The organism is Desulfuromonas sp. AOP6, assembly GCF_009731355.2.
In the GTDB taxonomy this organism is placed as follows: Bacteria; Desulfobacterota; Desulfuromonadia; order Desulfuromonadales; family SZUA-540; genus SZUA-540.
Window position 1 is genome coordinate 2,374,836 of sequence record NZ_AP022810.1, and the last position, 24,781, is coordinate 2,399,616.

Here is a 24,781-nt window from a genome sequence, read left to right on the forward strand (position 1 = left end):
GGCACCATGGTGTCAAAGGGGGTCGAGCTAATTTGTAATTATTTTACAGCAGGTTACCGTGAAAAAGAATTTACTCGAAAAAAATTTTCCAGCTTTCGATACGCTTCGGGCCTATTCCAGTCACCCTTTGCAAAGCCTCCAAAGAGCCGAAATCGCCATTTTTTTGACGATCTGCTTCAATCCGCTCCGCCAACTTGGGTCCGATTCCTGGCAAAAAAGTCCAATCGACTAGGGCCATGCGGTCAGGATGCAAGGGAATGGAAAGAGCAATCCGCTGGGAGGCAGGCAACCAAGACCTTGACAAAGTGGCTTTTTCTGCATTGAGAGGGGTCAGCGACAGAAGTTCACCGCTGACAAGTGGCGTATTTCCTCCACGATAGAAAGGTGCGGCAGCTCCACTTTCCGAAAACGTCAACAAAATGACGCTCTCAGGACTACATTCGTCATCAATTTGACGAATGCCTTGCCAAGGAAATCCGTCACCCAGTCCGACCACAGCGCCCGGGTCCTGCAAAACAAAAAAAGCCGGCGGATTTTCCTCGCGGAAAACCAACCGGCTCACCATATAGACCGAAAACACCAGAAGCAACGCGCAGCCCAGAGTCAGCCCAGAGGAAGACGTCCGCACGGCCGAAGCCCTACTGGTCTTTGATCAGCTTATAGAGCAGGGCATCAATGAGGGCATGATAGGAGGCATCGATAATATTATCGCTGACTCCAACAGTCCCCCAGCGCCCCGTCTTGTCACCGGATTCTATCAAGACACGCGTGATAGAGGCCGTCCCCTTCCCCGTCGGCAGCACTCGCACCTTGTAGTCCAGGAGTTTAATCTCTTTGATTTGAGGATAAAAGTTTTCGAGGGCCTTGCGCAGGGCATTATCCAGGGCGTTCACAGGGCCATTGCCTTCAGCGGCGGTGTGCTCAATCTTGCCCCCCACCTTGACCTGAACAGTCGCCTCCGACAGGGGTTTCTCATCCTCGTGCCGCTTGGTGTCGATAACCCGGAAGCCGATAACGGAGAAATAATGGCGCAGGTTACCCAGAGCCTTGCGCATGAGGAGCTCAAAGGAAGCTTCGGCGCCTTCGAACTGGTATCCTTTATTTTCCATTTCCTTCAGGTTTTCGAGAATTTCAAGGGTAACCGGATCTTTGCTGTCAAGATTGATATTGAACTCTTCGGCTTTAGCTAGGATGTTGGAGCGCCCGGAGAGATCGGAGACCAGGACCCGGGTGACGTTGCCAACTTTTTCGGGCCGGATATGTTCATACGTTTCGGGATGACGCTGGATTGCCGACACGTGCACGCCCCCCTTGTGGGCAAAGGCCGAATTCCCCACGTAGGGTTGGTGTTTGTTGGGCACCATGTTGGCCAACTCATAAATGTAACGGGAAAGGGGCCGCAGCCGACTCAACTGTTCATCGGATACGCATTCCTTGTCCATCTTGAGGCGCAGGGCCGGAATGATGGAGCAAAGATTGGCGTTGCCGCAACGCTCGCCGAAACCGTTAATTGTACCCTGTACATGAACGATGCCATGCTCCACGGCCACAAGCGAGTTGGCCACGGCACATTCACTGTCGTTGTGGGTGTGAATACCCAGAGGTGTTTTGACGGTTTTTTTCACCGCCGCAAGAATCTCAGGCAACTGATGAGGAAGAGTGCCCCCATTGGTGTCACACAGAACGATGCAATCAACGCCAGCTTCCTCGGCTGCCTTGAGGGTTTTCAAGGCATATTCGGGATTGGCACGATAACCGTCGAAAAAATGCTCGGCATCGTAAAAGACTTCGCCGACATTCTTCTTGAGATACTCTAGCGAGTCAAAGATGAGTTCGAGATTTTCCTCCAGACTGATGCGCAGCGCCTCCCGCACATGAAAATCCCAGGTCTTGCCGAAGATCGTCACGACGTCCGGCTCGGCCTGAACCAGGGTGCGGATATTGTTGTCTTTGTCAGGCGTGGTCTTGGCCCGACGGGTCGAACCAAAAGCGGCGATTTTCGCCTGCTGCAGGCGAACCTTTTTCACATCCTTGAAAAAGGCGATATCCTTGGGATTGGAACCGGGCCAACCGCCTTCAATGTAGTGAATCCCCAGCTCGTCCAGCTTTTGGGCAATATGGATCTTGTCCGCCACCAGAAAGGATACGTCTTCAGCCTGAGTACCGTCGCGCAGCGTCGTATCGTAGAGTTGAATCAAACTCATCAAAGACCTTCCTCTGTTCTTTTATTCGGTAAAATACTGCCCAAACTGTTCTACTCTGCCTTGGCGTCCTTTTTGGACAGGTCAAACGCCTCGTGCAGCACACGAACGGCCAGTTCGGTATACTTCTCGTCGATAACACAGGAGACCTTGATCTCGCTGGTGGAGATCATCTGGATGTTGATACCCTCCTGGGAGAGAGTCTGGAACATTTTACTGGCAACACCCGAGTGGGAACGCATGCCGACGCCAACGATGGATACTTTGGCGATACTCTCGTCCTGAAGCACGCCGCCGGCACCGATGTCCTTGGCGGTCTCCTGTACGATTTTGAGGGCTTTTTTGAAATCCGCCCGGGGCACAGTGAAGGTCATGTCGGTGTATCCCTCATTGGAGACGTTCTGGATAATCACATCCACCGTGATTCCCGCGTGGCTCAAGGGGGAGAAAAGTTGCGCCGCAATACCCGGCTTATCAGGTACGCGCATCACCGAAATTTTTGCTTCATCCTTGTTATAGGTAATACCTGAAACCAGCACGGATTCCATATCTGCATCCTCCTTCATCACCAGCGTGCCTGGATTATCGTTGAAACTGGAACGAACATGCACAATCACCCCATATTTTTTGGCAAACTCTACAGAGCGGATCTGCAGAACCTTGGCGCCGAGGGAGGCCATTTCGAGCATTTCGTCATAGGAAACCTTCTCAATCTTGGATGCGGTCGGTACAATGCGCGGATCAGTCGTGTAGACGCCGTCCACATCCGTATAGATTTCGCAGACATCTGCCTTGAGGGCTGCGGCCACAGCAACGGCGGAGGTATCCGAACCGCCACGCCCCAAGGTGGTCACATTCCCTTCCCTGTCGGTGCCCTGGAAACCGGCGACCACGATAATAGACCCGTTTTTGAGATCTTCCCGGATCTTTTTGTCGTCAATTTTTTCAATGCGCGCCCTGGAAAAAACGCTGTCGGTAAGAATAGGGATCTGGTGTCCCATGTAGCTCTTGGCCTTGTAGCCCATGGACTGCAGGCACATGGACAACAGCGCGATGGTGACCTGCTCTCCAGTGGCGACAAGGACGTCATATTCACGCTCGCTGGGGAATTCACACATTTCGTTGGCCAAGGCGACCAACTTGTTGGTTTCTCCGGACATGGCCGACACAACGACGATGACATCATTCCCATCATCGTAGGTCTTGGCCACGCGGCGCGCCACATTGCGGATTCTATCGATGGTTCCAACAGAGGTCCCACCGTACTTCTGTACTACGAGGGCCATAGGATCCTGTCCTCCTTCTAAAAAAAGCGGCCACAATGGTCGCCGGATAAATTTTCCGTCCCAAAAAACCTGGCACCCAACCGGACAACGCCTGCAGGGACTCCATCATAAAAGCTGTCTAAAGGGTTCAAGGGGACCTTGACCGACCTGGCGGAGTTACTGCTTAATATTTGCAGTGCGCCCACAGACGCTTACAAAGTTACTTTCTTATCAAGAATTTCCATCCCGGTCAAAGCATTTCTCCAGAGCAGTGAGCAGTTCGCTCGACCTGGTTGTATTGCCTCGAAACACCAGACTACGAACGTCGTTATCCTTGTGCTCAATATGAACACGCAGTCCATCGATGTCCAGTTCTGTAAAACGGTCGGCCCATTCAACAACCACGATGCCATCGCCATGGAGATAGTCATCGAAATCAATATCGACCAGATCGTCCAGTTGATTCAGGCGATACAGATCAAAGTGATAGAGGGGTAACCGGCCACCGTACTGGTTCATGAGGGTGTAGGTCGGGCTGGTAACGGGTTCGGCTTCATTGACGTCAAGACCGCGGGCAACGCCTTGAGTAAAGCAGGTTTTTCCAGCGCCGAGATCCCCCGACAACAGAATGACCAGGGGCCTGTCAAGCAAACGCCCTAGCAGAAAACCAAGCTCCGCCGTCTGGGCTGGGGATTCGGTCTTAACAGACCAGCTCAGCACGTTTCAACGTCCCATGCTGCGAATGACATCGAGACGGGCCACGACACCAACAAGCTTTCCTTCATCGACAACGGGAAGGAGGTGGACCTTTTTCTCGGTCATGACCGAGGCAATTTCGGCGACACTGGTCTCCAGCGTACAAGCCTCGACATCCGGTGTATAGATCTCTCCGACGGTGCGGGCTGTGATTCTTTGCACTTCTTCGCGAAAATCCTTTTCACTTTCCAGATAGAGTACCCAATCGAAAATCGAGATCACCGTAGGAATGTGCAGGGGGCGATCCTGTTCAACCAGGTCAGTCTGGGTCACCAGGCCGAGGAGGACGCCCTCCTCATCAACCACCGGCATGGCATTGACACCCGTTTCTACAAAGAGGCGCGCCAGTTCGTCCACTGTGGTGGCGGGAGTTACCGTATGGACTTTTGTTGTCATGATATCTTTAGCGTGCAGCATGAGATCTCCTTAGGTCAGAATTTGGTGACGCGTTAAAGGCAGTTGTCGCAGCAGGTCAGTGGCGGTCATACCAGCATTGCCCTGGACCTGGCCAAGGTCATCGGCGGCGCAACCATGCCAGAAAACCCCAAGGACGGCGGCTTCAAGCGGAGGCAGTCCCTGAACAAGCAGGCCGGAAATGACTCCGGTCAGCACATCACCCATACCGCCCGTGGCAAGGCCGGGGTTCCCTGTACTGTTTATGAACAGATCTCCATCTGGAGAAGCGATGACTGTCCTGGCCCCCTTCAGCACCAGAACCACGCCGTATTTTTTGGCAAAATCGCCGGCAACACCAACCCGGTCCGCCTCAATCTCACTTACCGGCACCCCGGTCAGTCGGGACATCTCGCCCGAATGAGGGGTCAGCACGGTCGTCCCGGCAGGCCGAGCAGACAGCAGGTCTTTCTGATCACACAGAACATTGATGCCGTCCGCGTCAACAACCAGAGGGAGCGGGCAATCACGGACGATACAGCCAGCAAGGGCCGCGCCCCCCTCGGACAAGCCCAAGCCGGGTCCAAGAGCGAGCGCCTGCTTTTGCCGCCACAGACGTTTAATATCGTCATACGCACGCAGATCAAGGGAACCGGCGGCGTCCGGCAAAGAAACGGTCATTGCCTCGGTGAGCTTAGTCTCAAGGATATCGTGAATACCGGCGGGACAGGCGACAGTCACCAGTCCGGCCCCGGATCGCAGGGCTCCTTCTGCGGTCATGGCGGCCGCTCCGGATTTTCCTTTTGATCCGCCCACGACCACCAGGTGCCCGAAAGTCCCTTTATGGCCAGCGAAGGGACGCATTGGAAAAAGCGCGGAGGCTTCGGCGGCCTCTACGAAGACAACACCTCGCCCACGACTCGTCACCTGTGGGGGAATCCCGATATCGGCAACATGCAACCTGCCAACATATTCACACCCCGGCGCCAACACCTGTCCTACTTTACCGACTGCGAAGGTAACCGTCTCTTTGGCCTTTACCGCCCTGCCTAGCACGCGACCGTTGGTCGCGTCTATCCCCGAAGGGATGTCAACGGAAAAAACTGGATAGCCCTTCCCGTTGATCCAGTCGATGGCTCTGGCATAATGACCACGAACCGGTGAGGACAAGCCGGTCCCGAACAAGGCATCAATAATGACGCGGACATTCAGACTCTCCAGGGCCAGATCGAGAGACGTCTCCTCGGGGCAGAACTCGACAACTCCCCCGCAGGCTATCAGAGCCCTCAGGTTGTGCGCCGCATCTCCGCTGATAGCCTCACTTTCAGCGAGGATCAGGGTGACAACCTGCCAGCCACGGTTGAGCAGATGACGGGCCATGACATAACCGTCGCCGCCGTTGTTTCCTTTGCCGGCCAGCACGACGACTGGTCCGGGGAAAACGTCGACAAAATGGGCACAGAACAGGTTAGTGGCAGCGACGCCGGCGTTTTCCATGAGAACAATGCCGGGAATGCCAATCTCGTCCATGGTCTGGCGGTCAAACTCCCGCACCTGGTCAGCACTGTACAGCTTCATCACTTCTCCAGTATAACCGTCGCCAGCGCATAATCGCCGTCATGGCTGTAGGAAAGATGCAGGGCTGAGAGGCCCCTCGCCTGGAAGATCTCGGCGGCGCGGCCGTTGAGTCGCATGGACGGCTTACCAAGCTCGTCCCGTTCAATAGACATGTCCTGCCAGGAAATACCTTCGCGAAGCCCGAGGCCGAGTGCTTTGAGAAAAGCCTCTTTAGCAGCGAAACGAGCAGCCAGGTGGGGCGAAGGATCCTTCATGGCCATGGCATAGCGCCTTTCTTCCACCGTGAAAATCCGGTCTATGATACCAGCCTTCCCCTCCTGGACGAAACGACGAAAACGCCCTATCCGAGCCAGGTCTGTACCTACACCGGCGATACCCACCGAATCAGCCTCCCTTGACCAGGGCGACCATTTCGCGAACCGCGCGCTCCATGCCGACCAGAACCGCCCTGGAAACAATGCTGTGCCCGATATTGTATTCTTCTATCCCGCCGAGGGCTACCACTTCGCGGAGGTTCAGATAATTCAGGCCATGACCGGCATTGACTCCAAGCCCCAGCTTTCGTGCGGCACGGATAGCCTGCTCAATCTTCTGCAGCTCCTTCTGGCGATCTTCCGGGAGACGTGCTTCGCAGTAGGTTCCCGTGTGGATCTCAACAAACTGGGCGCCGACGCGATGCGCCATCTTGATCTGCTCAAGATCGGGATCCACAAAAAGACTGACGACGAGCCCCCCCTGACGCAGAAAACCCGTCTGTTTCTGCACATGATGGCGGTTCATACAGATATCGAGCCCCCCTTCGGTGGTAAGCTCTTCCCGTTTTTCCGGGACAAGGGTCACCATATCGGGCAGTATTTTGAGGGCGATGGCCACCATTTCGTCGGTGGCGGCCATTTCCAGATTGAGGCGGGTTTTCACGGTTTTCCGCAGGATTTCGACATCCCGGTCCTGAATGTGGCGCCGATCTTCCCGCAGATGGACGGTAATTCCTTCCGCGCCAGCCAACTCCGCCAAAGCGGCAGCCATGACCGGGTCAGGCTCGACGGTCCCCCTCGCCTGGCGCACAGTGGCTACATGATCGACATTGACCCCCAACTTGGCCACTCTCATGCCTCCTTTTTCCTGCCGGCACCGAGATGTTTCTCGATCATGGCCGCTATTTCCTGGGCGTAACCGGTAATCTCCACCTTATCCTGTCCTTCCAGCATGACGCGCAATAGGGGCTCCGTACCACTGTAGCGGATAAGCACACGTCCGGAGTCGCCCAGTTTTTTTTCCACCGCTGAAATCGTTTTACGAATGTCGGCAATGTCGTTGATATCTTTTTTCTCAGCCACTCGGACATTGAGCAATACCTGGGGCAGGGCGATCATGATTTCCGCCAAATCAGCCAGAGAACGCCCGCTGCGTTGCATAATGGCCAGCACCTGCAATGCGGAAACCATGCCGTCGCCGGTCGTGTTGTGATCAAGAAAGATCATATGCCCGGACTGTTCACCACCAAGGTTGTACCCATGCTGGCGCATTTCCTCCACCACGTAGCGATCGCCGACGGCTGTCTTGACGACCTTGCCACCCGCCTTGCGTAAAGCGATATCCAGCCCCATGTTGCTCATAACCGTCGCGACCAAAGTGTTATGGGCAAGCCGTCCCTCGGCCAGCATCTGGGTAGCGCAAATGGCCATGATGTGATCACCATCGACTTCGCGCCCGAATTCATCGACGAAGATCACCCGATCGGCATCACCATCAAGGGCGATACCAAGATGGGCACGGTGCTCCTTGACCTTTTCCGACAGAATCTCAGGGTGCAGAGAACCGCAGTCGGCATTGATATTGGTACCGTTGGGCGACACGCCAATGGAGATGACCTCGGCCCCGAGCTCCGCCAGCACAGCAGGAGCCACCTTGTAAGCGGCCCCGTTGGCGCAGTCCAGCACGATTTTCAGGCCGGTCAGATCCATATCGCCCGGAAAGGAGTTCTTCAGAAAAACAATATAACGACCCTGGGCGTCATCGAGGCGAAAAGCCTTGCCGACTTCAGCTGCCGTTGGCCGCAAAGAATCGATTTTCTGACTGAAAATAAGATCTTCAATTTTCAGCTCGACCTCGTCGGGCAACTTAAAGCCATCCCTTGAAAAGAATTTGATCCCGTTGTCCTGGTAAGGATTGTGGGAGGCGGATATCACTACGCCGGCATCAGCGCGCATGGACCTGGCGATAAAAGCGATTCCGGGTGTCGGCAAGGGCCCAACCAGCAGGACATCGACTCCCATGGAACAAATCCCCGCCGAAAGCGCATTTTCGATCATATAGCCGGACAAACGGGTATCCTTGCCGATGACAATGCGGTGGCGCCGGTTATCCTTCTTGAAGATGTAGGCAGCGGCCCGGCCCAACTGCATGGCCATCTCCGTGGTCATCGGATAGACATTGGCCACACCGCGAACACCATCCGTGCCAAACAGTTTCTTGCTCATTCCGGCCTCTTCCTTTCCCCTTGCTTCAAATCACCCGGTAGTGGTTCTACCACCACAAGAACCTCAGCTGATTTTTTATCCTTGAGTCCCGTGTATTTGCCTCGATAGTTGATGGGTACCATCAAGGTAAAGCTTTCCTTCACTCCCTCCACGTCGACGGACTCGGTTGAGATCTCCGTCACATCCTTGAGTTCGCTTTCGGCCCCTTCGATATCGACCCTATCCGGCGTGGCCCGGACAGACTTGACCACAAAGCCCTCGGCAGGGCGCCCGGAAACAACCGGCATGACCGGCACAGTTTTGCTACGAATGCGCTCAAGCTTGACATCGACAAAGGAGGGTGAAAGCCGGGTCACCTTGAGAGCACTGGGAATATTCAGCCTCTCTTCCAAACGTTTAAAGGAGGTCAATCCAGGTTGAAGATCCTTGAGGTCGACAGAGATGCTGATATCGCTGGGGCTCAGGTTCATGAGGAGAGTCCGGGGACCGCTGATGCGTACGTCGACCAGACTGGGCACCTCGTTGGCTACCATCAGCCCTTGGGGCGTATTCTTGAGCTCCAGAGGGACGGCATAGCCCAACTCCAGTTTCTGCTCCCCCATGACAAAAAACCACAGCACCAGGGCAAAAGAGAGCGAAAGCAGTTTAAGAAGCCAGTTTTCCATCATTTTGGCGAACATGATTTATCCGCTCTTTTTCTTGGCTGTTTTGGGTTCAAGCAGTCGCTTGAGAACCCTCTTCAGGGAGGTTGAGTCAAGGTCGCGGGTAATGCGGCCGCCAACGACAACGGAAATTTTGCCGGTTTCTTCCGACACCACGATAGCCACCGCATCCACCAGCTCTGTCAGACCAATAGCCGCCCGATGGCGGGTTCCCAGCGTTTTGCTGATATCAGGGTTCTGGGAGAGGGGCAGGAAGCAGCCGGCTCGTTTCAGCCTCCCCTGCTGGACAACCAGGGCTCCATCATGAATAGGTGAATATGGGAGGAAAATAGAGGTGATCAGGTCACTGGAAACCTTGGCGTCGATTTCCACTCCGACTTCAAGGAAATCCTTCAATCCCGTCTCCCGTTCGATCACGATGAGGGCGCCGATACGCCGGTTGGCCAGGTTGAGGGCCGCTTTGATCAACTCCTCCATGACCTCCGTCTCTTCCTTGTAAGACAGATCGGCAAAGAAGGGATTACGGCCGACATGGATCAGGGCGCGGCGGATATCATTCTGGAAAATAACGACAATCACCAGGATGATGGACGACAGGAAGTTATCGAGCAGCCAGTGCAGAGTGTAGAGGCCGCCGATCTGGGAGGCGACATAGACAATAAGGATGACGGCAAGGCCCAGCAGCATCTGCACGGCCCGCGTCCCCTTGATGAGCAGGATAATGCGGTAGATGATATAGGCAACAAGGACGATATCGAGCAGGTCCAGCAACCACCTGAAATTTTTAAACCCTTCCAACAAATCGCCCATAAGGAACACCGGCCTTGATTCTATTTGTTTATAACATCACCTCTTGGCTTGCAGATGGCCCAAGCCATATCCGCCGCCTGCCTGGCAGCCTTGACGTCGTGGACACGGAACAGGGATGCCCCCTGCTGGACACCCAACGCGACCGTCGCCATGGTACCAATCACCCGCTCCTCAGGGTTCGGTTCATCGAGGATCTTTCCGATGAATCCTTTTCTGGAGGTGCCGAGGAGAATAGGTCGACCGAGAGACCGTAATTCCCCCAATCTTCGGATAATCTCCAGGTTGCCGTCAAGGTCCTTGGCAAAGCCGACTCCAGGATCCACCGCCATATGGCTGTCAGGAATCCCGGCCGCTCTCCCTTGATCGAGACACTGCCGGAGATAGGCAATGATCTCTCCCAGCAAATCCTGATAGCGGGTTTCCTGTTGCATGGTGTCCGGGCGGCCGCGGGTGTGCATGATAAAAACCCCGGCCCCGCGGGAAGCAACCGTTGCGGCCATGCGGGAATCAAACTGCATGCCGCTTATATCGTTGATAAAATGGACTCCTGCGTCAAGGGACGCGGCAGCAACCTCGCTTTTGGTGGTGTCGACGGAAAGAAGTACATCGAAGCGCTTCCTGATTGCCTCAATGACAGGGACGACCCTGCCCACCTCTTGCCGGCTCTCCACGGCCTCCGCTCCAGGGCGGGTGCTTTCACCGCCGACGTCAATCAGATCGGCACCTTCGGAAACCAGGGCCTCGACTCGCCGCAAGGCATCATCAAGGTTCTGATAACGTCCCCCATCAGAAAAGGAATCAGGGGTAATGTTCAATATCGCCATGACCGCCGGACGGGAGAGATCCAGACAGCCATGTTGTCCATAAAGTTGGGAGGGCGCGCTTTCCACATCGCGGAGAAATGCTGCGATCTCTTGTCCCAGGGCAGCCAGACCAAAAGGCTGAGCACCAAGACGGCGACTAAGAAGACCCAACTGTTTGCGCGTGCCAATCAGGATGGTGTCCGTGTGCTCTATGGAGCAGGCCACACTTCCACGGGCAACGGCTGCGTCACCCCCGACAGCCAACATCTCCTGTTTGAGGATATTGGCGCAACGACAAGGGAGAGCCGATATCTTCACCAGAGCCGGCACCATTTTACCGGCCATCTTTTCTACGCCCGCAGGATCGGCGCCTATGCGTTGTATCTCAAGGCGTGCTGCCACTTCATCAGCAATCTGCAGAAGACGGAGAGCAAAAGGCATTAAGCGTCTGTCCCAGGTACAGTCTCCACGCAAGATCCTTCTTCGCCAGGCGAGATCGTCTCTCCGGCCTCTTCTACCGCGCTTTCGCCTTTTTTGCCAAAAACCATCTCACGGAGTTCACTGCCATCAAGGTTTTCCCTCTCCAGCAACGCCTCCGCAACTTTGGAGAGAGCTTCCTTGTTCGTCCTGAGAATCTCCCGGGTGCGGTCATAGTTCTCCTGTACGATGCGCCGGATCTCGCTGTCGATCTCGACAGCGGTAGCCTCGCTGTAGTTCTTCACGTGCCCCATGTCGCGACCCAGGAAAACTTCACCTTCCTTGTCCCCGAAGGCCAGAGGACCGAGTTTCTCACTCATGCCCCACTCGCACACCATCTTGCGGGCGATCGCCGTAGCTCGCTCTATGTCGTTGCTGGCGCCGCTGGTGATGCTGTTGAACATGACTTCTTCGGCCACACGGCCGCCCATCAGGGTGCATATCCGGGTGTAGAGCCCCTCGCGGGTTTCGTTGTACTTTTCCACTTCAGGAAGATACATGGTGACCCCCATGGCTCTTCCGCGTGGGATAATGGATACCTTGTGCACAGGATCGGCGCCCGGGATGAAGAGAGCCACAAGGGCATGACCGGCTTCGTGATAGGCCGTCACCTTTTTTTCCTCTTCGGTAATCACCATGGATCGACGCTCTGCGCCCATGAGAACCTTGTCCTTGGCTGTTTCAACATCTTCCATGGTGACTTCGTTTTTGTCGGCCCGGGCAGCTAGCAGGGCGGCCTCATTGATAAGATTGGCGAGGTCTGCACCCGAAAAACCGGGAGTCCCTTTGGCGACCACCTCAAGATTCACATCCTGGCTCAAGGGCACTTTACGGGAATGCACCTGGAGAATCTTAGTCCGCCCCTTCACGTCGGGCCTCGGCACCACAACCTGCCGATCGAAGCGACCAGGTCTCAGGAGAGCGGGGTCGAGGACATCGGGCCGGTTGGTGGCTGCAATCAGGATGACGCCTTCATTGGACTCGAACCCATCCATTTCGACGAGAAGCTGGTTGAGGGTCTGTTCGCGCTCATCATGTCCCCCACCAAGGCCGGCGCCACGATGGCGGCCGACGGCATCGATTTCGTCGATGAAGATGATGCAGGGCGCGTTTTTCTTGCCCTGCACGAAAAGATCTCGCACCCGGCTGGCGCCGACACCAACAAACATCTCGACGAAATCGGAACCGGAAATGGAGAAAAAGGGAACGCCGGCCTCTCCAGCAATGGCACGGGCTAGAAGAGTCTTACCGGTACCGGGCGAGCCCACCAGAAGAACACCTTTGGGGATTTTGCCTCCAAGGCGAGAAAACTTCTTGGGGTCCTTCAGGTAAGAAACAATTTCTTCGAGTTCGTCCTTGGCTTCGTCAATGCCGGCCACATCACTGAATGTCACGACCGCTTGAGTCTCGTTCAGCAGCTTGGCCCGGCTCTTGCCGAAACTCATGGCCTTGCCGCCACCGGACTGCATTTGCCGCATAAAGAAGATCCATACCCCGATGAGCAGCAGAATAGGTCCCCATGACACCAGCAGGGTAAACCAGAAACTGCGATCGCCTTCGGGTTTGGCCTGTATGATCACACCCTTTTCACGCAGGGCCGGGATCAGTTCGGGGTCGCTTGGCGCAAACGTCTTGAAAAAAGTATTATCTTTGTATTTGCCTTCGATATTCGACCCTTGAACAGTGACTTCCTGAATCTGCCCTTCTTCAACTGCAGCCAGAAAGGCGGTATAGCTTATGGCTTGCTGCTCGGTGCCCTTTTGGGTCATCATGTTGAAGAGCAAAATCATCACCAAAGAGATGACCAGCCAGAGTGCAATATTTTTATAAAATTGATTCACTGTACCCCCTAAGTTTTATTTTTTTTTCATCCCCCTCGAACAAGGGGTGTGAATAGTCATCCGAAACTGAGAAAAAGTACCACAAACCCTGCGATTTCACAAGCCGCTTGTCATTGTTTATCTACCGTTTCCGGTCGACGGATTGGCCTCTACAATTTCCAACCGCAGGACCGTCCCGCCGGCTTCGTGGGGAGCGAAGCCGGCACAACGACGCCACCCTGCAATCCAGAGAATTTTGCCATCTGACTCCACCAGGGGGATACGTTGACGCGCTTCTCGGGGAATCTTTTCGTCGACAAAAAAATCCTTCACTTTTTTATGTCCAGCCATGCCCGATGGCTGGAACCGATCCCCCTTTCGGAAGGAACGGGCCCGAAGGGGAAAAGCTACTTTTTGTGCATCGAATTCAACAGCAAGGAGCCCTTTCACCCCAGATTCGCACGCTAGAGAAACCTTAAGCTCATAGCCACCCGGCAGGGAAAAGGTGCCCGGCCCGTCGATTTCAATCTCAAAGGAATCAGCTGCCGGAAAAGGTTTCTTTCGCAGGAACAGCCGGTTATAGCGTCGACAGGACCAGGCTTCGCCAACATCGAGGTCCGATTGGGGCACGGGAGATAGGAGTTGGGCTTCGACCGCCTCCAGGTGCGCCGAAACGATGCCGTGAACCCGTCCACGCACCCGAATCAAGCCGTGACGCAGTACGCGCATCCTCAAAGCAACATGCAGAGCGAGAAGTGCTTCCCGCTCAAAACACACGTCGCCATCCTCGTCCCTTGCACAGGCCGAAAAAGCCCTGAGAGTTTCCAGTTGCCAGTAATCCTCTTCACAGCCGAAACGAGAGGCCAGAGCGTTAAGGTGAGGAACAATCTGAGGGTTAAAGGTCTGCAGTAGCGGCACGAGGTCATGGCGAATGCGATTGCGAGTGAAGCGCCGATCGGCATTGCTTTCATCGTCAACAAAGGACAAGCCTCGTTCCTGAAGATATGCTTTCAGCTGGATTGGCGCCAGATCGAGCAAGGGCCTAACATAAAGACCAGAACGGAAGCGCATGGAGGCCAACCCGGACAGACCGCTGCCACGAATCAGCCGATGAAGAAAGGTTTCGGCCTGATCGCCTTGATGGTGACCAAGAGCCACCGCATCGCAATCCGTATTGGTGGCCGTTTTTTCAAGAAAGTCCCGTCGGGCGAACCGCGCCGCCTCCTCCAGACCTGCCCCACGGCGGGAAGCCAGGGCGGAGACATTTTCAGAGCCAATCGTCAGGGGAATACCCAATTGCCCACAGACATTCGCTACAAATTCTGCATCCGCTGCGCTGGTGGGCCGCATCTGGTGGTCGAAATGGGCCGCTATGAGCGTCAGGGGATATGTCTCGGCAAGCTCATGGAGCAAGGCCAGCAGAGCGACGGAATCGCCTCCACCCGAGACAGCCACGAGGAGCCTGCTACCTGGCGTGACGCGACAGGAGTCCCGCAGCGTTCTTTCAACCTGTGCAAGCATGATACCTCGGTGGAAAAAAGAAAACCCTCCCCGAAGAGTCAGGGAGGGTCGGGGGATGGTGGCGGTGCAGAGATTCGAACTCCGGACACTGCGGATATGAGCCGCATGCTCTAACCAACTGAGCTACACCGCCAAACTTTTCATCTATATTCACTCCCAGCTTCCGGGAGATCTATTTTTGGTTGCGGGGGAAGGATTTGAACCTTCGACCTTCGGGTTATGAGCCCGACGAGCTACCAGACTGCTCCACCCCGCGCCAGGGAGATGGCAATTTAGCCAGAACGGAGGGCAAAGTCAAGATATTTTTTTCAGGCTTTTTCCCTCTTTTCCAGGCAGGCGCAGCAGACGAGAAAGTCGATGTTTTCAACGTCTTCGCACCAGCGCTGACAGACCTTCCTCCTTTTTCAGACGCTCAACGACCTGCTGTGCATCCGCATCGCCAGCGAAGGGTCCAACCAGTACGCGATGCCAGATCCCCTTGCTGCCAAGGTCGCCTCTTTCCAGAAAAACGGCGTATCCATTGGTCTCCAGACGATCCTTGAGGCGGTCCGCCTCTTCCACAGAGCGGAAAGAGGCAACCTGCACCACATGCGTCCCGGCCGGATGCGTTCTGGGCGCCGCTACCGGCAGTGTTTTCTGGGGTGCGGCGGTGACTTTCTCCGGCGTCCGGACCGTGACAGGGGACTCCTGTGAAGGAGAACTGGTTTTGACGCTGGGGGGACGGTTGATCCCACTGCCCAGCGGTGTTTGACCGGCCATCGGCAGCGTATCATAGAAGGTCAGACTGTCGGCCACGTCAACTGGCTTACCTCCTCCCTCATCGCCTTCATCGCCGACTTCACCCTTCTTATCCACAGGCATACGCAGGGGCGCTTCCAGCACTTCGAGAGAATCGGTGGGCGCCGTGGCACGACCCACCATGAACCCGAGAACGAAACTGACCAACGAAACGGCAAGCATGAGCACAAGCAGGATAACAGCCTGTTTTTTTTCAATCCGCCGTTGGGATCGTGAAGGGATCTGACGCATCACTTCTCCTGGTCACATCTGCTCCGGCGCCGAAACACCGATCAGATTCAGGGCATTGGCAAAAACAATGCGCACGCTGTTGACCAGATAAAGACGTGCTCTACTGGTCTCCGCATCCTCGCTCAGAATGCGCTGCCGATTATAGTAACTGTGAAACTGCGAGGCAAGCTCCTGCAGATAAAAGGTGATACGGTGAGGTTCATAGTGCCGGGCCGCCCCCAAAACGATCTCGGGATAGCGGGCAAGCAACTTGGCCAGCGCCAACTCTTCGTCCAGGGACAGTCGATCGAAGTCGACTTCGCCGATGGCAGGCACCTGAATTTTCTGTGCTTCAGCATTGCGATTAATGCTGCAAACACGAGCATGGGCGTATTGCACATAGTAGACAGGATTCTCGGTGCTCTGCTGCTTGGCCAACTCCAGGTCGAATTCAAGCTGACTGTCCGAGCGTCTCATCAAAAAGAAATAACGGCAGGCATCCTTGCCAACCTCATCGACAACCTCGCGCAGCGTCACGAATTCACCGGATCGGGTACTCATGGCGACCTGCTGGCCACCGCGCAGCAGATTAACCAACTGAACAAGCAGAACCTGGAGATCGTCCGGGTTCCGCCCCAAGGCTTGCACAACGGCCTTCATCCGAGGAATGTAGCCATGGTGATCAGCCCCCCAGACATCAATGACCTGGTCGAATCCCCGCTCAAACTTCTCCTTGTGATAAGCCACATCGGAAGCAAAGTAGGTGGTAACGCCATTGGAACGAACCATGACGCGGTCTTTGTCGTCACCGAAGTCGGTGGTGCGAAACCAGATGGCTTCGTCCTTTTCGTAGGCGTAACCTTTTTCCTGCAGCAGTGAGACCCCCTGCTCCACCTGCCCACGGTCGTACAAACCCTGCTCGCTGTACCAGTTATCGAAATGCACACCAAAAGCCTGCAGGTCCTCATCGATACCAGCCAGAATCTTTTGGCCGCCATACTCAGCAAAGGTGCGGATGGCCTCATCCTCGGGATCCTGGGCATAGCGTTCACCCTCGGCGGCAAGCACCTCCTCGGCCAGATGGCGGATGTAGTCGCCCTGATAGCAGTCCTGCGGGAAATCCACCTCTTCGCCCAGCAACTGACGATAGCGCAGATAGAGCGAGCGCCCTAGAGTATTCATCTGGTTGCCGGCGTCGTTTATATAGTATTCACGCTGTACATCATAACCGGCAGCCCGAAGCAGAGAGGCGACCGCATCACCCGTAGCCGCTCCTCGGCCATGACCAATATGCAGAGGACCGGTCGGATTGGCACTGACAAACTCCACCTGCACTTTTTTACCGGCCCCGGCCTGGCTCTCCCCGTAGCGACGGCCATGGCGATAGATATCATCAAGCACGCCGTACCAGCATCGATTGGTCAAAAAGAAGTTGATGAAACCAGGCCCGGCCACCGTCACCTTGTGCCACAATTCGCCACCGTCACCCAGGGCCGCGAGCAGGATCTCGGCGATCTGCCGTGGAGCCTTTTTCTCTGCCCTGGCCAGGAGCATGGCCGCATTGGTAGCATAATCACCATGTTCTGTATGGGCGGGAACTTCCATGGAAAATTCGGGATAGAGACCCGAGCTCAGAGTCCCCTTGGCGTAACAATCGGCCAGGGCATCCTTGATGTGTTTCGCTAACCGTTCTTTCATGACCAGCTATTCTCTTTCCTGTTTTTTGGCTGAGTCAGCCTCATTAGTTACGGATTCTTTTTGCAGTTGCACATCCTTGGTGAAATCGGGGCAATGCAGAGTAACATCTCCACCCATGGCAAATCGCTTGGCACAGCTTTCCCGCCAGGCACAAAGGGGACATATTTTCTGTACATCCCTGGACATACGCCAACATCTCCTCTCTTACCAGAAAGAGCGTCATGTTAGCGCCAGGCATGGATTCCTGTCAAGAAATCCCACGCCACGAAAGCACATATGCCTTGACGAGGATCATGAGCAATCGGCAAGGCCAGGATAACGGCATAAGGATGGTCAGGGGGAAGATACAGGAGGGGAAGTGGGCGCGAGGCGTTTTTTTTCTTCTGCGGGAAATTGGTAGACAAGTTCGTCGTCCTTAACCATCCCCAAGTCCTTGCGCGCGATGCCTTCAAGGTATTTGCGGTCGGAGCGCAAGGCCTCTATCTCCTGCCGGAGGGCGGCATTTTCCTCTTCGAGTCGGCGTATATCGTCGGCAAGAACATCGCTCTGCGCCTTGCCCTGAATCGCGCGCAGCACACCATTGTCGCCAAAAACAGCCACACCGAAAAGGAACAGCAGAAAAAGGACAGACCACAATGGAACAGGGGAAGGGGGCGACTTTTTTGTTTGCGAATCGAAAAGTGACATATCCTGGCCTGATTGTGCACTAAAAAACGCCGGTGCCTGCCGCCAGGCAGCGACGGGCACCGGCGGAAAACCAGCTACTACTCGACGACGATATAGTCCTTCAGTTTTTCCAGTTTCTTCTGACCAATTCCTTTAACCTTGACCAGGTCAGAGGAAGAACGGAACGGCCCTTTTTCTGTCCGATAGGCTACGATCCGTTCTGCCGTCACCTGACCAATATCGGGCAAGCGCTGCAGCTCTGTAACGGTGGCCTGATTGATGTTAACCACAGCGACCACAGCGGCCGCGTCCCCCCCTTGAAGAGGCTTGCTGTACCCCGGTGAAACGACTAAAAAGAGTGACAGCACCATAACACAAACAACAAAGACGTTCCTCATTTAATTTTCTCCTTGATGAAATATGGATTTCACACGAAAGACTGGACCTCTCCCCTCCTTTCTGCCCACAGATGTGCGGGCTCCAGCTCAGCCGTGTGGCCGACTGCTTTAATCGGCCTATCCTAATTAACATATCATTAAGAAAAGTCAATTGATTTAACTTAATAACAAAAAAAACCGGCCAGGCCGGTTCCGTGTCAAGCTAAGCGGTAAAAGTGGAAGGATCAGTTCCTCGATTCCAGGCCGCGGCTGAAACCGCCGAAACGGCCAAGGCCGGACAGGGAAAAAGAGAGCATAATCTCCGAGTCGTCCAGACGGTCTCGATAGGTAAGAAAGAGGCTCCAGCATTGAGAGCGATATTCTACATCGACCAGATTTTCCAGAGTCTGCTTTTCAAGCAGGTCCCGCCGGTGCTCGTAGCGGACATAAATGGGGGCCAACATGCCTGTGTCGAGGGTGCCCCCCAGATACCTGTATTCGCCACTGCCGTCGCCCTCCTCGGCCTGCCGATATTCGATGGCCAGAGCATTTTCCTTGCTGTCCTTTATGGATCCCCTGGCATTGAAACGCACCAGGTCCCGTTGGTCTGAATCAAAATCGTAGGACGCGTCGAGATCAAGAGCGGCAAACCGGGACGGACGCAGGATGAGTTCGGCGCGAAGAGGGGAGAATGGATGACGGGACGTCTCCTCCGGCAAGAGATCGCGGCGGGCCTCCTCGATGTCATAGGCCTGAGACAGGCGCAGGTAGAGAAACTCGAGATAATCGGCTGTATCAGTCGTTTTTTCTATCCGGGCAGTCCACCGGTTGGTCAGTCCGAAGACAAGGTGGTTCTTTTCCCAAATGCGGTCGGCGACATCGAAATAGGGCAAGTGGCTTTGATCTTCTTCCGGTATGTAACGATAGAGGATTTCAGGCTCGACGCTGTGTCGAATTTTTTGCCAGGAGCCCCAATCGGAGGAATAGACCCGGCTCAAGCGAGTGGAGAGTCGGGCGGTAATTTCCGGCAGACCCTCTTCTTCCTCACCGTCGGAAGTCCAGTAGAACCTCTGCCGGTAGGCCAATTCCGGCGAAAAATCAAAGATTCCCCAAGGCCGAAAGGCCGCGGCCAGTACAGGTCGAAGATCAAGGCGTTCCCCCTTGAGACCTTCCTTGCGCCAGAAATAATTGGACGACGTATCGAGTTGAAGGTAGAAGGGAGATGCGGCCATGCGCTGGCGGATAACATCGACCCTGACCTCGGGAAGACGCTGCAGGACACTGTCGTCATCCCGGTCAATAACCTGGATGTACTGCAGCTGTGCCGTGCCATTCGTTTTCCCCCAGCTCCGACTGACATAGACAGTCGACTTGGTTTGGTCCTTATTGTACTCACCGGCAATGTCGCCGAAGTCCTCGAAATAATCCCGGCTGCTTACGTATTCGACATCGGCGGCCAGGCGAAACCGACCAGGCAGGAAACCATAGTGGGTCCACTCCACCGCGTAACGGTCATCCGATTCATCATAGCTGCTGATATGGTAGCCACGCATTTCTCCTTCATTTTCCCGCCCGAAGATATAGCGATATTCCAGCCCCTTACCCAACCCCATGCGAGAAAGATAATCCAGATAGAAGGTGGCATCCTGATTGCGGGCGATGACCTGATAATAGGCCAGATTGACCTGGGTCCCCCTCTTGTCGGAATAACCAACACTGGGCATCAAAAAACCAGAGGATCGTTCGGTCTGGACAGGGTAGACGACATAGGGGAGATAGAGAACCGGAAGGTCATGGAGGTAGAAGACGACATGTTTGCCACGGGCAAAGCCACCCAGAGTCACCTTTAGGTCACTGGCTCCGAACTTCCAGGAGGGTGTCTCGCCATCGCAGGTAGTAAAAGTTCCCTGTCGGATACGGTAGGACTGCTCCCCGGTCTTTTCAATCGACTCACCGGCCAGATGAAAATTGTCCTTGCGCAGAAAGATCCTCGCATTTTCCACCGCGCCAACGCCCGATTCGATGTTCATCCGTAACCGCTCTCCGTCGAGGGTCCCCTCCGGCTCTTCCAGATGCACACCCCCCTCAGCCAGGACGTTGCCACTGAGGGAATCCCACAAGAGTGACTCGCTCTGCAGGGTCAGATTTCCGCGGCGCAGCAGTACATCGCCGGAGGCCTTATAGGCAGCGCTGTTTCTGTCGTAGCTCATCTCGTCTGCCTGCAGGCGGACTGCCTCAGGCGGCAGATTGTCGGCGACAACCGCCTTGCCTCCTGGCAAAAAAGGAGCGAGCAGGACAGCACAGAATATCAGAGCAAAGCGGCAATAGAATGGCATCATAGGTCTTTTTCATCCTGCTGCTGCAGGTAGTCACGAGCGGCCGCCACCAGATAGAGCGAACCGGCGACCAGTACAATTTCTCCAGGAATCCTCTGCGCCAGGGCAGCAGCCAGGGCATCCTCTGGCGAAGTATAGGCGGAGCAAGGGACACCCTGCCCAGCCGTGGCCTCACAAAGGTCTTGTACCGCAACGGCTTCTTCAACCGGCGGGGGCGCGCAATATACTTCCGTCACCAGAGGAAGCAAGGGCAGAAGAAGATCGGCCGGCTTTCGGCCGGATTTCATTCCGAACACCCACCGGACCCCAGCAGGGCGCAGGGATATTAAGTAATCGGCAAGCACCTGGGCGCCAGCGGCATTGTGGGCGCCATCAAGCAGGAGAAAATCTCCATCACCCCACCACTCCAAACGCCCAGGCCAGCGCACGCTCTCGACCCCACGACGGAGCATTTCTTCAGTCAGAGTCGCCCCTTGCTCTCGCAGGGCCAGAGCGCCGGCCAAGGCCTGCCCCATATTGTGCATCTGATGTCGCCCTGGCAGGGAGGTCTTCACATTCTCCAGACAGATCCCCTGGGCGGCAAAGGTGAATCGGCTACCGCGTGGAATAACCGTATAGTCGACTCCGGCAACCCAGGGGCGACAATTCAACCGGGACGATTGAGCAAGAAGCACCTCCAGCGCACAGTCTTCCTGTGCACCGATGACAACAGGCACATCCTTTTTAAGAATACCGGCCTTCTCCCCGGCGATGGTCGCGAGGTCCCCACCGAGGTGTTCGACATGATCAAGACTGATAGGTGTGATGAGGGTCAACTGCGGCGTTATGGCGTTGGTCGCATCCAAACGGCCGCCCATTCCCGTCTCCAAAACTGCGAAATCGACCTTTTGCCGGGCGAAATAGACGAGAGCCAGGGCGGTGGTGAATTCAAAGAAGGTCGCTGGAACGCCGGGGGATAAAGCCCGGATTTCCTTAGTCAGTTCGACGACATCAACTTCCGGGATAGGACGGCGGTTCACCTGGATGCGTTCTGTGAAGCAATGAAGGTGTGGAGAGGTGTAGAGACCTGTCTTGTAACCGGCCTGTTGAAGAATCTCCGCCAGAGCGGCGGAGACGGAGCCTTTACCGTTGGTGCCGGCGACATGGATGACAGAGTAACCCTTTTCAGGATGCTGCAAGGCATCCAGCAGGTTTTTTATATTCTCGAGGCCAAGCTTGATGCCAAACCGCTGGAGACCGTACAGGTAATCGAGGCTCTCGCCGTAGTGCACCGGTCAGCTCTTGGTAAAAATGCGCAGAATCTGGGCGAGCCTAGCCTTCATTTCCTGACGGCGGACGATCATGTCGACCATACCATGCTCCAGCAGGTATTCGGAGCGCTGAAAGCCTTCGGGAAGTTTCTGCCGGATCGTCTGTTCGATGACACGAGGGCCGGCAAAACCGATGAGGGCGCGTGGTTCGGCCATATTGATGTCTCCCAGCATGGCGAAACTGGCCGTCACGCCGCCGGTGGTGGGATCTGTCAGGACCGAGACGAAGGGGATTCCGGCCGCCTTGAGTTTAGCCAGCGCGGCACTGGTTTTGGCCATTTGCATCAGGGAGAGAATACTCTCCTGCATGCGAGCACCGCCGGAAGAGGAAAAAACGATAACCGGAGCCCTGTTCTCCAGTCCCTTTTCAATCGCCCGGGTGATCTTTTCACCGACTACGGAGCCCATGCTGCCACCCATGAAACCAAAGTCGAAAACAGCCACCACCACGGCAAGCCCTTCGATGGCCCCCTCGCCGCAGACGACCGCGTCACCGCCGCCACTTTTTTTGACGGCGGCCTTAATACGGTCCTTATATTTTTTTGAGTCCTTGAAGTCGAGGAAGTCGACGGACTCCATGGTGGCATCCATTTCGACAAAAGAGCCCTCGTCGAGGGTCAGTGCGATCCTCTCGCGGGCACTGATGCGAAAGTGATAGTCGCACTTCGGACAGACGTTGAGATTACGTTCGATCTCTTTGGTGTAGATGATCTCATTGCAGTTTTTACATTTGCTCCAGACCCCTTCGGGCATCTTGACTTTTTTCGTCTCAACCGGCGCAATGGGCGCTTTTGATTTTTTAAACCAGGACATCTCGTTTCCTCATTTCTCCAGGGACCGGCTAAATGCCCTTCCCCGCGAATAGTGCGCCATGCCGTGCAGGCTCCATTACCGAGCTGAGGCCTGAACCGAGGCGCAGCCCGCAAAACGGCGGAGCGCTGTTGCGTTGCGCCCTTCACTAAACCAGCATCATCGTGTATTAAGCCGTATATCCGGAACGAACTCCCTCTTTAAGCGCCAGGACAAATTCCCGCACTCTCGCCGCCAGCTCAGGCGACTGGCCGTAGGCCTCTATAACGCGAACCAGAGCGCTGCCAACAACGACGGCATCCGCGAAGCCTGCAACAGCCCTGGCGTCATCAGGCGTAGCGATGCCAAAGCCTACTGCGACGGGAACGGGGCTCTTCGCCCGCAACTCGCCAACATCCTCGGCAATAGCTGCTGCGTCGATAGTCCTGCTTCCCGTCACCCCGGTCATGGATACGTAATACAGGTATCCTTCTGCCGCGGCAGCCAGTCTCATGGCCCGATCGGATGGTGTTGTCGGCGCCAGCAGGGTAATGAGGCGAATGCCGGAGGTCTGGAGAGCTTCGCCGATCTCCTCAGTCTCTTCGGGAGGCAGATCGACCAGGAGCAATCCATCGACCCCGGCCTTGGCCGCATCGGCACAAAACCGTTCGGGACCGTAGCGGAACACCTGATTGTAATAGCCCATCAACACAATGGGGATATTGGTGTGCTGCCGCACGCGCCGCACCACCTCCAGAATCCCAGCCAGCGTTGTCCCGGCCGCCAAAGCCCGCTCTGAAGAGGCCTGGATAGTCGGACCGTCGGCCATGGGATCGGAGAAGGGTACGCCGAGTTCGACAATATCGGCGCCGGCGGCCACCAGAGCATGAATCAACTCTTCCGTTCGAGCAAGATCGGGATCTCCTGCCGTCAAGAAGGGAACCAGTGCCCTCTCCCCTTTTTCTTTCAGTCGCGCGAAGGTCGTCTCAATCCGCCCCATTGTCATCCTTTTAAGCCAGACTAAATTTCGCCAGTTTAATCGAACGCCGATTCCATTTCAACCGTTTTCTCCCTCAGCCAGCTCGCGAACCTGACCCAGCAAGCGGAGAAACATGTCGCCGGTTATTCGGCCCGTCAGTACATTGTAACGACTGGTGTGGTAACTGGCGACCAGCACAGGTGATCCCTCGGGCTGGTAAACAGCGCCATGGCCAAAAGGGTAACGGGAGACGCGGTCAACAATTCCCTCTTCCGCCAGGTGCTTGAGAAAACTCGAAAAAGCACCTTGCCCCAAAAGGAGAACAACTTTGAGGCGAGGCAGGGAGGCCAACTCTTCGGCCAGATAAGAGCGACAGTAGGCAAATTCGTCGGTGTTCGGTTTGTTCTGGGGAGGCAGGCACTTGACGGCATTGCTGATATAGAGGTCATGCAGTGCCATACCGTCGCCGCGACGAAAAGCCTCGCCCTGGCTGGCGAAACCGGCCTCATGCAACAAAGGATACATGAAGTCGCCGGCGCCATCCCCCGTAAAAGGACGTCCGGTGCGATTGGCGCCGTGCGCCCCCGGTGCCAGACCTACCAGAAAAACGCGCGCCAGCGGATCACCAAAGCCGGGCACCGGCCTATTCCAGTAATCGGACCGCTCGTATCCCTTTTTGGGCGGCAACTCTTCCATACAGCGGACAAGACGCGTGCAGCGCCGACAGTCCAGCAATCCTGGGATATCACCACCTAACATACATCCCCTTCCCCATTTCTTACTTGACCATCCCCGCCAGGAAGGCGGGCATAAAGCCCGTCTGTTTCGGGCGCGTCAGTTAATCGGGACCGG

24 protein-coding genes and 2 tRNA genes are annotated in these 24,781 nt (G+C 55.5%); all 26 read right to left on the minus strand.

Annotation, left to right across the window (positions count from 1 at the left end):
* Positions 1 to 70: 70 nt before the first annotated feature.
* Positions 71 to 580 carry a helix-hairpin-helix domain-containing protein gene (locus AOP6_RS11090; protein ID WP_225897387.1) on the minus strand — a complete coding sequence of 170 codons (510 nt, stop codon included), beginning with the start codon at positions 578 to 580 and terminating at the stop codon, positions 71 to 73.
* Positions 581 to 638: 58 nt separating this feature from the next.
* Positions 639 to 2,204 (minus strand): citramalate synthase, encoded by a 1,566-nt coding sequence (gene cimA, locus AOP6_RS11095; RefSeq protein WP_155876799.1) that lies wholly within the window; start codon positions 2,202 to 2,204, stop codon positions 639 to 641.
* A 50-nt stretch (positions 2,205 to 2,254) separates the two neighbouring features.
* A complete protein-coding gene (locus tag AOP6_RS11100) occupies positions 2,255 to 3,487 on the minus strand; it encodes an aspartate kinase (protein ID WP_155876800.1) in 1,233 nt (410 codons plus the stop codon).
* A gap of 210 nt (positions 3,488 to 3,697) precedes the next feature.
* The gene (gene tsaE / locus AOP6_RS11105) at positions 3,698 to 4,186 is read right to left on the minus strand and encodes a tRNA (adenosine(37)-N6)-threonylcarbamoyltransferase complex ATPase subunit type 1 TsaE (protein ID WP_155876801.1); all 489 of its coding nucleotides are present in this window, start codon (positions 4,184 to 4,186) and stop codon (positions 3,698 to 3,700) included.
* Between the two features lie 3 nt (positions 4,187 to 4,189).
* Complete coding sequence (locus AOP6_RS11110; RefSeq protein ID WP_155876802.1) at positions 4,190 to 4,639, minus strand: CBS domain-containing protein; 450 nt, start codon at positions 4,637 to 4,639, stop codon at positions 4,190 to 4,192.
* A 9-nt stretch (positions 4,640 to 4,648) separates the two neighbouring features.
* The gene (locus AOP6_RS11115) at positions 4,649 to 6,193 is read right to left on the minus strand and encodes an NAD(P)H-hydrate dehydratase (RefSeq protein ID WP_155876803.1); all 1,545 of its coding nucleotides are present in this window, start codon (positions 6,191 to 6,193) and stop codon (positions 4,649 to 4,651) included.
* Positions 6,193 to 6,573, minus strand: a complete 381-nt coding sequence (gene acpS / locus AOP6_RS11120; RefSeq protein ID WP_155876804.1) for a holo-ACP synthase — start codon at positions 6,571 to 6,573, stop codon at positions 6,193 to 6,195. The genes AOP6_RS11115 and acpS overlap by 1 nt, the downstream gene beginning before the upstream one ends.
* Before the next feature lie 4 nt (positions 6,574 to 6,577).
* On the minus strand, positions 6,578 to 7,297 hold the full coding sequence (locus AOP6_RS11125) for a pyridoxine 5'-phosphate synthase (RefSeq protein WP_155876805.1): 720 nt from the start codon (positions 7,295 to 7,297) through the stop codon (positions 6,578 to 6,580).
* Between the two features lie 2 nt (positions 7,298 to 7,299).
* On the minus strand, positions 7,300 to 8,673 hold the full coding sequence (gene glmM / locus AOP6_RS11130; RefSeq protein WP_155876806.1) for a phosphoglucosamine mutase: 1,374 nt from the start codon (positions 8,671 to 8,673) through the stop codon (positions 7,300 to 7,302).
* Positions 8,670 to 9,353, minus strand: coding sequence for a CdaR family protein (locus AOP6_RS11135; protein WP_155876807.1), 684 nt, complete (start codon positions 9,351 to 9,353; stop codon positions 8,670 to 8,672). The genes glmM and AOP6_RS11135 overlap by 4 nt, the downstream gene beginning before the upstream one ends.
* A gap of 3 nt (positions 9,354 to 9,356) precedes the next feature.
* On the minus strand, positions 9,357 to 10,145 hold the full coding sequence (cdaA, locus tag AOP6_RS11140; protein ID WP_155876808.1) for a diadenylate cyclase CdaA: 789 nt from the start codon (positions 10,143 to 10,145) through the stop codon (positions 9,357 to 9,359).
* Positions 10,146 to 10,165: 20 nt separating this feature from the next.
* A complete protein-coding gene (gene folP, locus AOP6_RS11145) occupies positions 10,166 to 11,389 on the minus strand; it encodes a dihydropteroate synthase (RefSeq protein WP_155876809.1) in 1,224 nt (407 codons plus the stop codon).
* A complete protein-coding gene (gene ftsH / locus AOP6_RS11150) occupies positions 11,389 to 13,266 on the minus strand; it encodes an ATP-dependent zinc metalloprotease FtsH (RefSeq protein ID WP_155876810.1) in 1,878 nt (625 codons plus the stop codon). The genes folP and ftsH overlap by 1 nt, the downstream gene beginning before the upstream one ends.
* Before the next feature lie 117 nt (positions 13,267 to 13,383).
* Complete coding sequence (gene tilS / locus AOP6_RS11155) at positions 13,384 to 14,766, minus strand: tRNA lysidine(34) synthetase TilS (protein ID WP_155876811.1); 1,383 nt, start codon at positions 14,764 to 14,766, stop codon at positions 13,384 to 13,386.
* Positions 14,767 to 14,822: 56 nt separating this feature from the next.
* A tRNA-Met gene (locus tag AOP6_RS11160) sits at positions 14,823 to 14,899 on the minus strand.
* A gap of 46 nt (positions 14,900 to 14,945) precedes the next feature.
* Positions 14,946 to 15,022: transfer RNA gene (locus AOP6_RS11165), tRNA-Met, on the minus strand.
* Between the two features lie 107 nt (positions 15,023 to 15,129).
* Positions 15,130 to 15,795 carry an SPOR domain-containing protein gene (locus AOP6_RS11170; RefSeq protein WP_155876812.1) on the minus strand — a complete coding sequence of 222 codons (666 nt, stop codon included), beginning with the start codon at positions 15,793 to 15,795 and terminating at the stop codon, positions 15,130 to 15,132.
* 12 nt (positions 15,796 to 15,807) lie between these two features.
* On the minus strand, positions 15,808 to 17,472 hold the full coding sequence (argS, locus tag AOP6_RS11175; RefSeq protein ID WP_155876813.1) for an arginine--tRNA ligase: 1,665 nt from the start codon (positions 17,470 to 17,472) through the stop codon (positions 15,808 to 15,810).
* Between the two features lie 6 nt (positions 17,473 to 17,478).
* A complete protein-coding gene (locus AOP6_RS11180) occupies positions 17,479 to 17,658 on the minus strand; it encodes a hypothetical protein (RefSeq protein ID WP_155876814.1) in 180 nt (59 codons plus the stop codon).
* Between the two features lie 147 nt (positions 17,659 to 17,805).
* The gene (locus AOP6_RS11185) at positions 17,806 to 18,159 is read right to left on the minus strand and encodes a septum formation initiator family protein (RefSeq protein ID WP_155876815.1); all 354 of its coding nucleotides are present in this window, start codon (positions 18,157 to 18,159) and stop codon (positions 17,806 to 17,808) included.
* A 77-nt stretch (positions 18,160 to 18,236) separates the two neighbouring features.
* Positions 18,237 to 18,536, minus strand: coding sequence for a helix-hairpin-helix domain-containing protein (locus tag AOP6_RS11190; protein ID WP_155876816.1), 300 nt, complete (start codon positions 18,534 to 18,536; stop codon positions 18,237 to 18,239).
* Between the two features lie 224 nt (positions 18,537 to 18,760).
* Positions 18,761 to 20,854 carry an LPS assembly protein LptD gene (gene lptD / locus AOP6_RS11195; RefSeq protein ID WP_155876817.1) on the minus strand — a complete coding sequence of 698 codons (2,094 nt, stop codon included), beginning with the start codon at positions 20,852 to 20,854 and terminating at the stop codon, positions 18,761 to 18,763.
* On the minus strand, positions 20,851 to 22,122 hold the full coding sequence (locus tag AOP6_RS11200; RefSeq protein WP_155876818.1) for a folylpolyglutamate synthase/dihydrofolate synthase family protein: 1,272 nt from the start codon (positions 22,120 to 22,122) through the stop codon (positions 20,851 to 20,853). Before AOP6_RS11200 ends, lptD begins: the two co-directional genes overlap by 4 nt.
* Before the next feature lie 3 nt (positions 22,123 to 22,125).
* Complete coding sequence (gene accD, locus AOP6_RS11205) at positions 22,126 to 22,974, minus strand: acetyl-CoA carboxylase, carboxyltransferase subunit beta (RefSeq protein WP_155876819.1); 849 nt, start codon at positions 22,972 to 22,974, stop codon at positions 22,126 to 22,128.
* 166 nt (positions 22,975 to 23,140) lie between these two features.
* A complete protein-coding gene (gene trpA, locus AOP6_RS11210; protein ID WP_155876820.1) occupies positions 23,141 to 23,950 on the minus strand; it encodes a tryptophan synthase subunit alpha in 810 nt (269 codons plus the stop codon).
* A 57-nt stretch (positions 23,951 to 24,007) separates the two neighbouring features.
* Complete coding sequence (locus tag AOP6_RS11215; RefSeq protein WP_155876821.1) at positions 24,008 to 24,688, minus strand: uracil-DNA glycosylase; 681 nt, start codon at positions 24,686 to 24,688, stop codon at positions 24,008 to 24,010.
* Between the last annotated feature and the right edge of the window lie 93 nt (positions 24,689 to 24,781).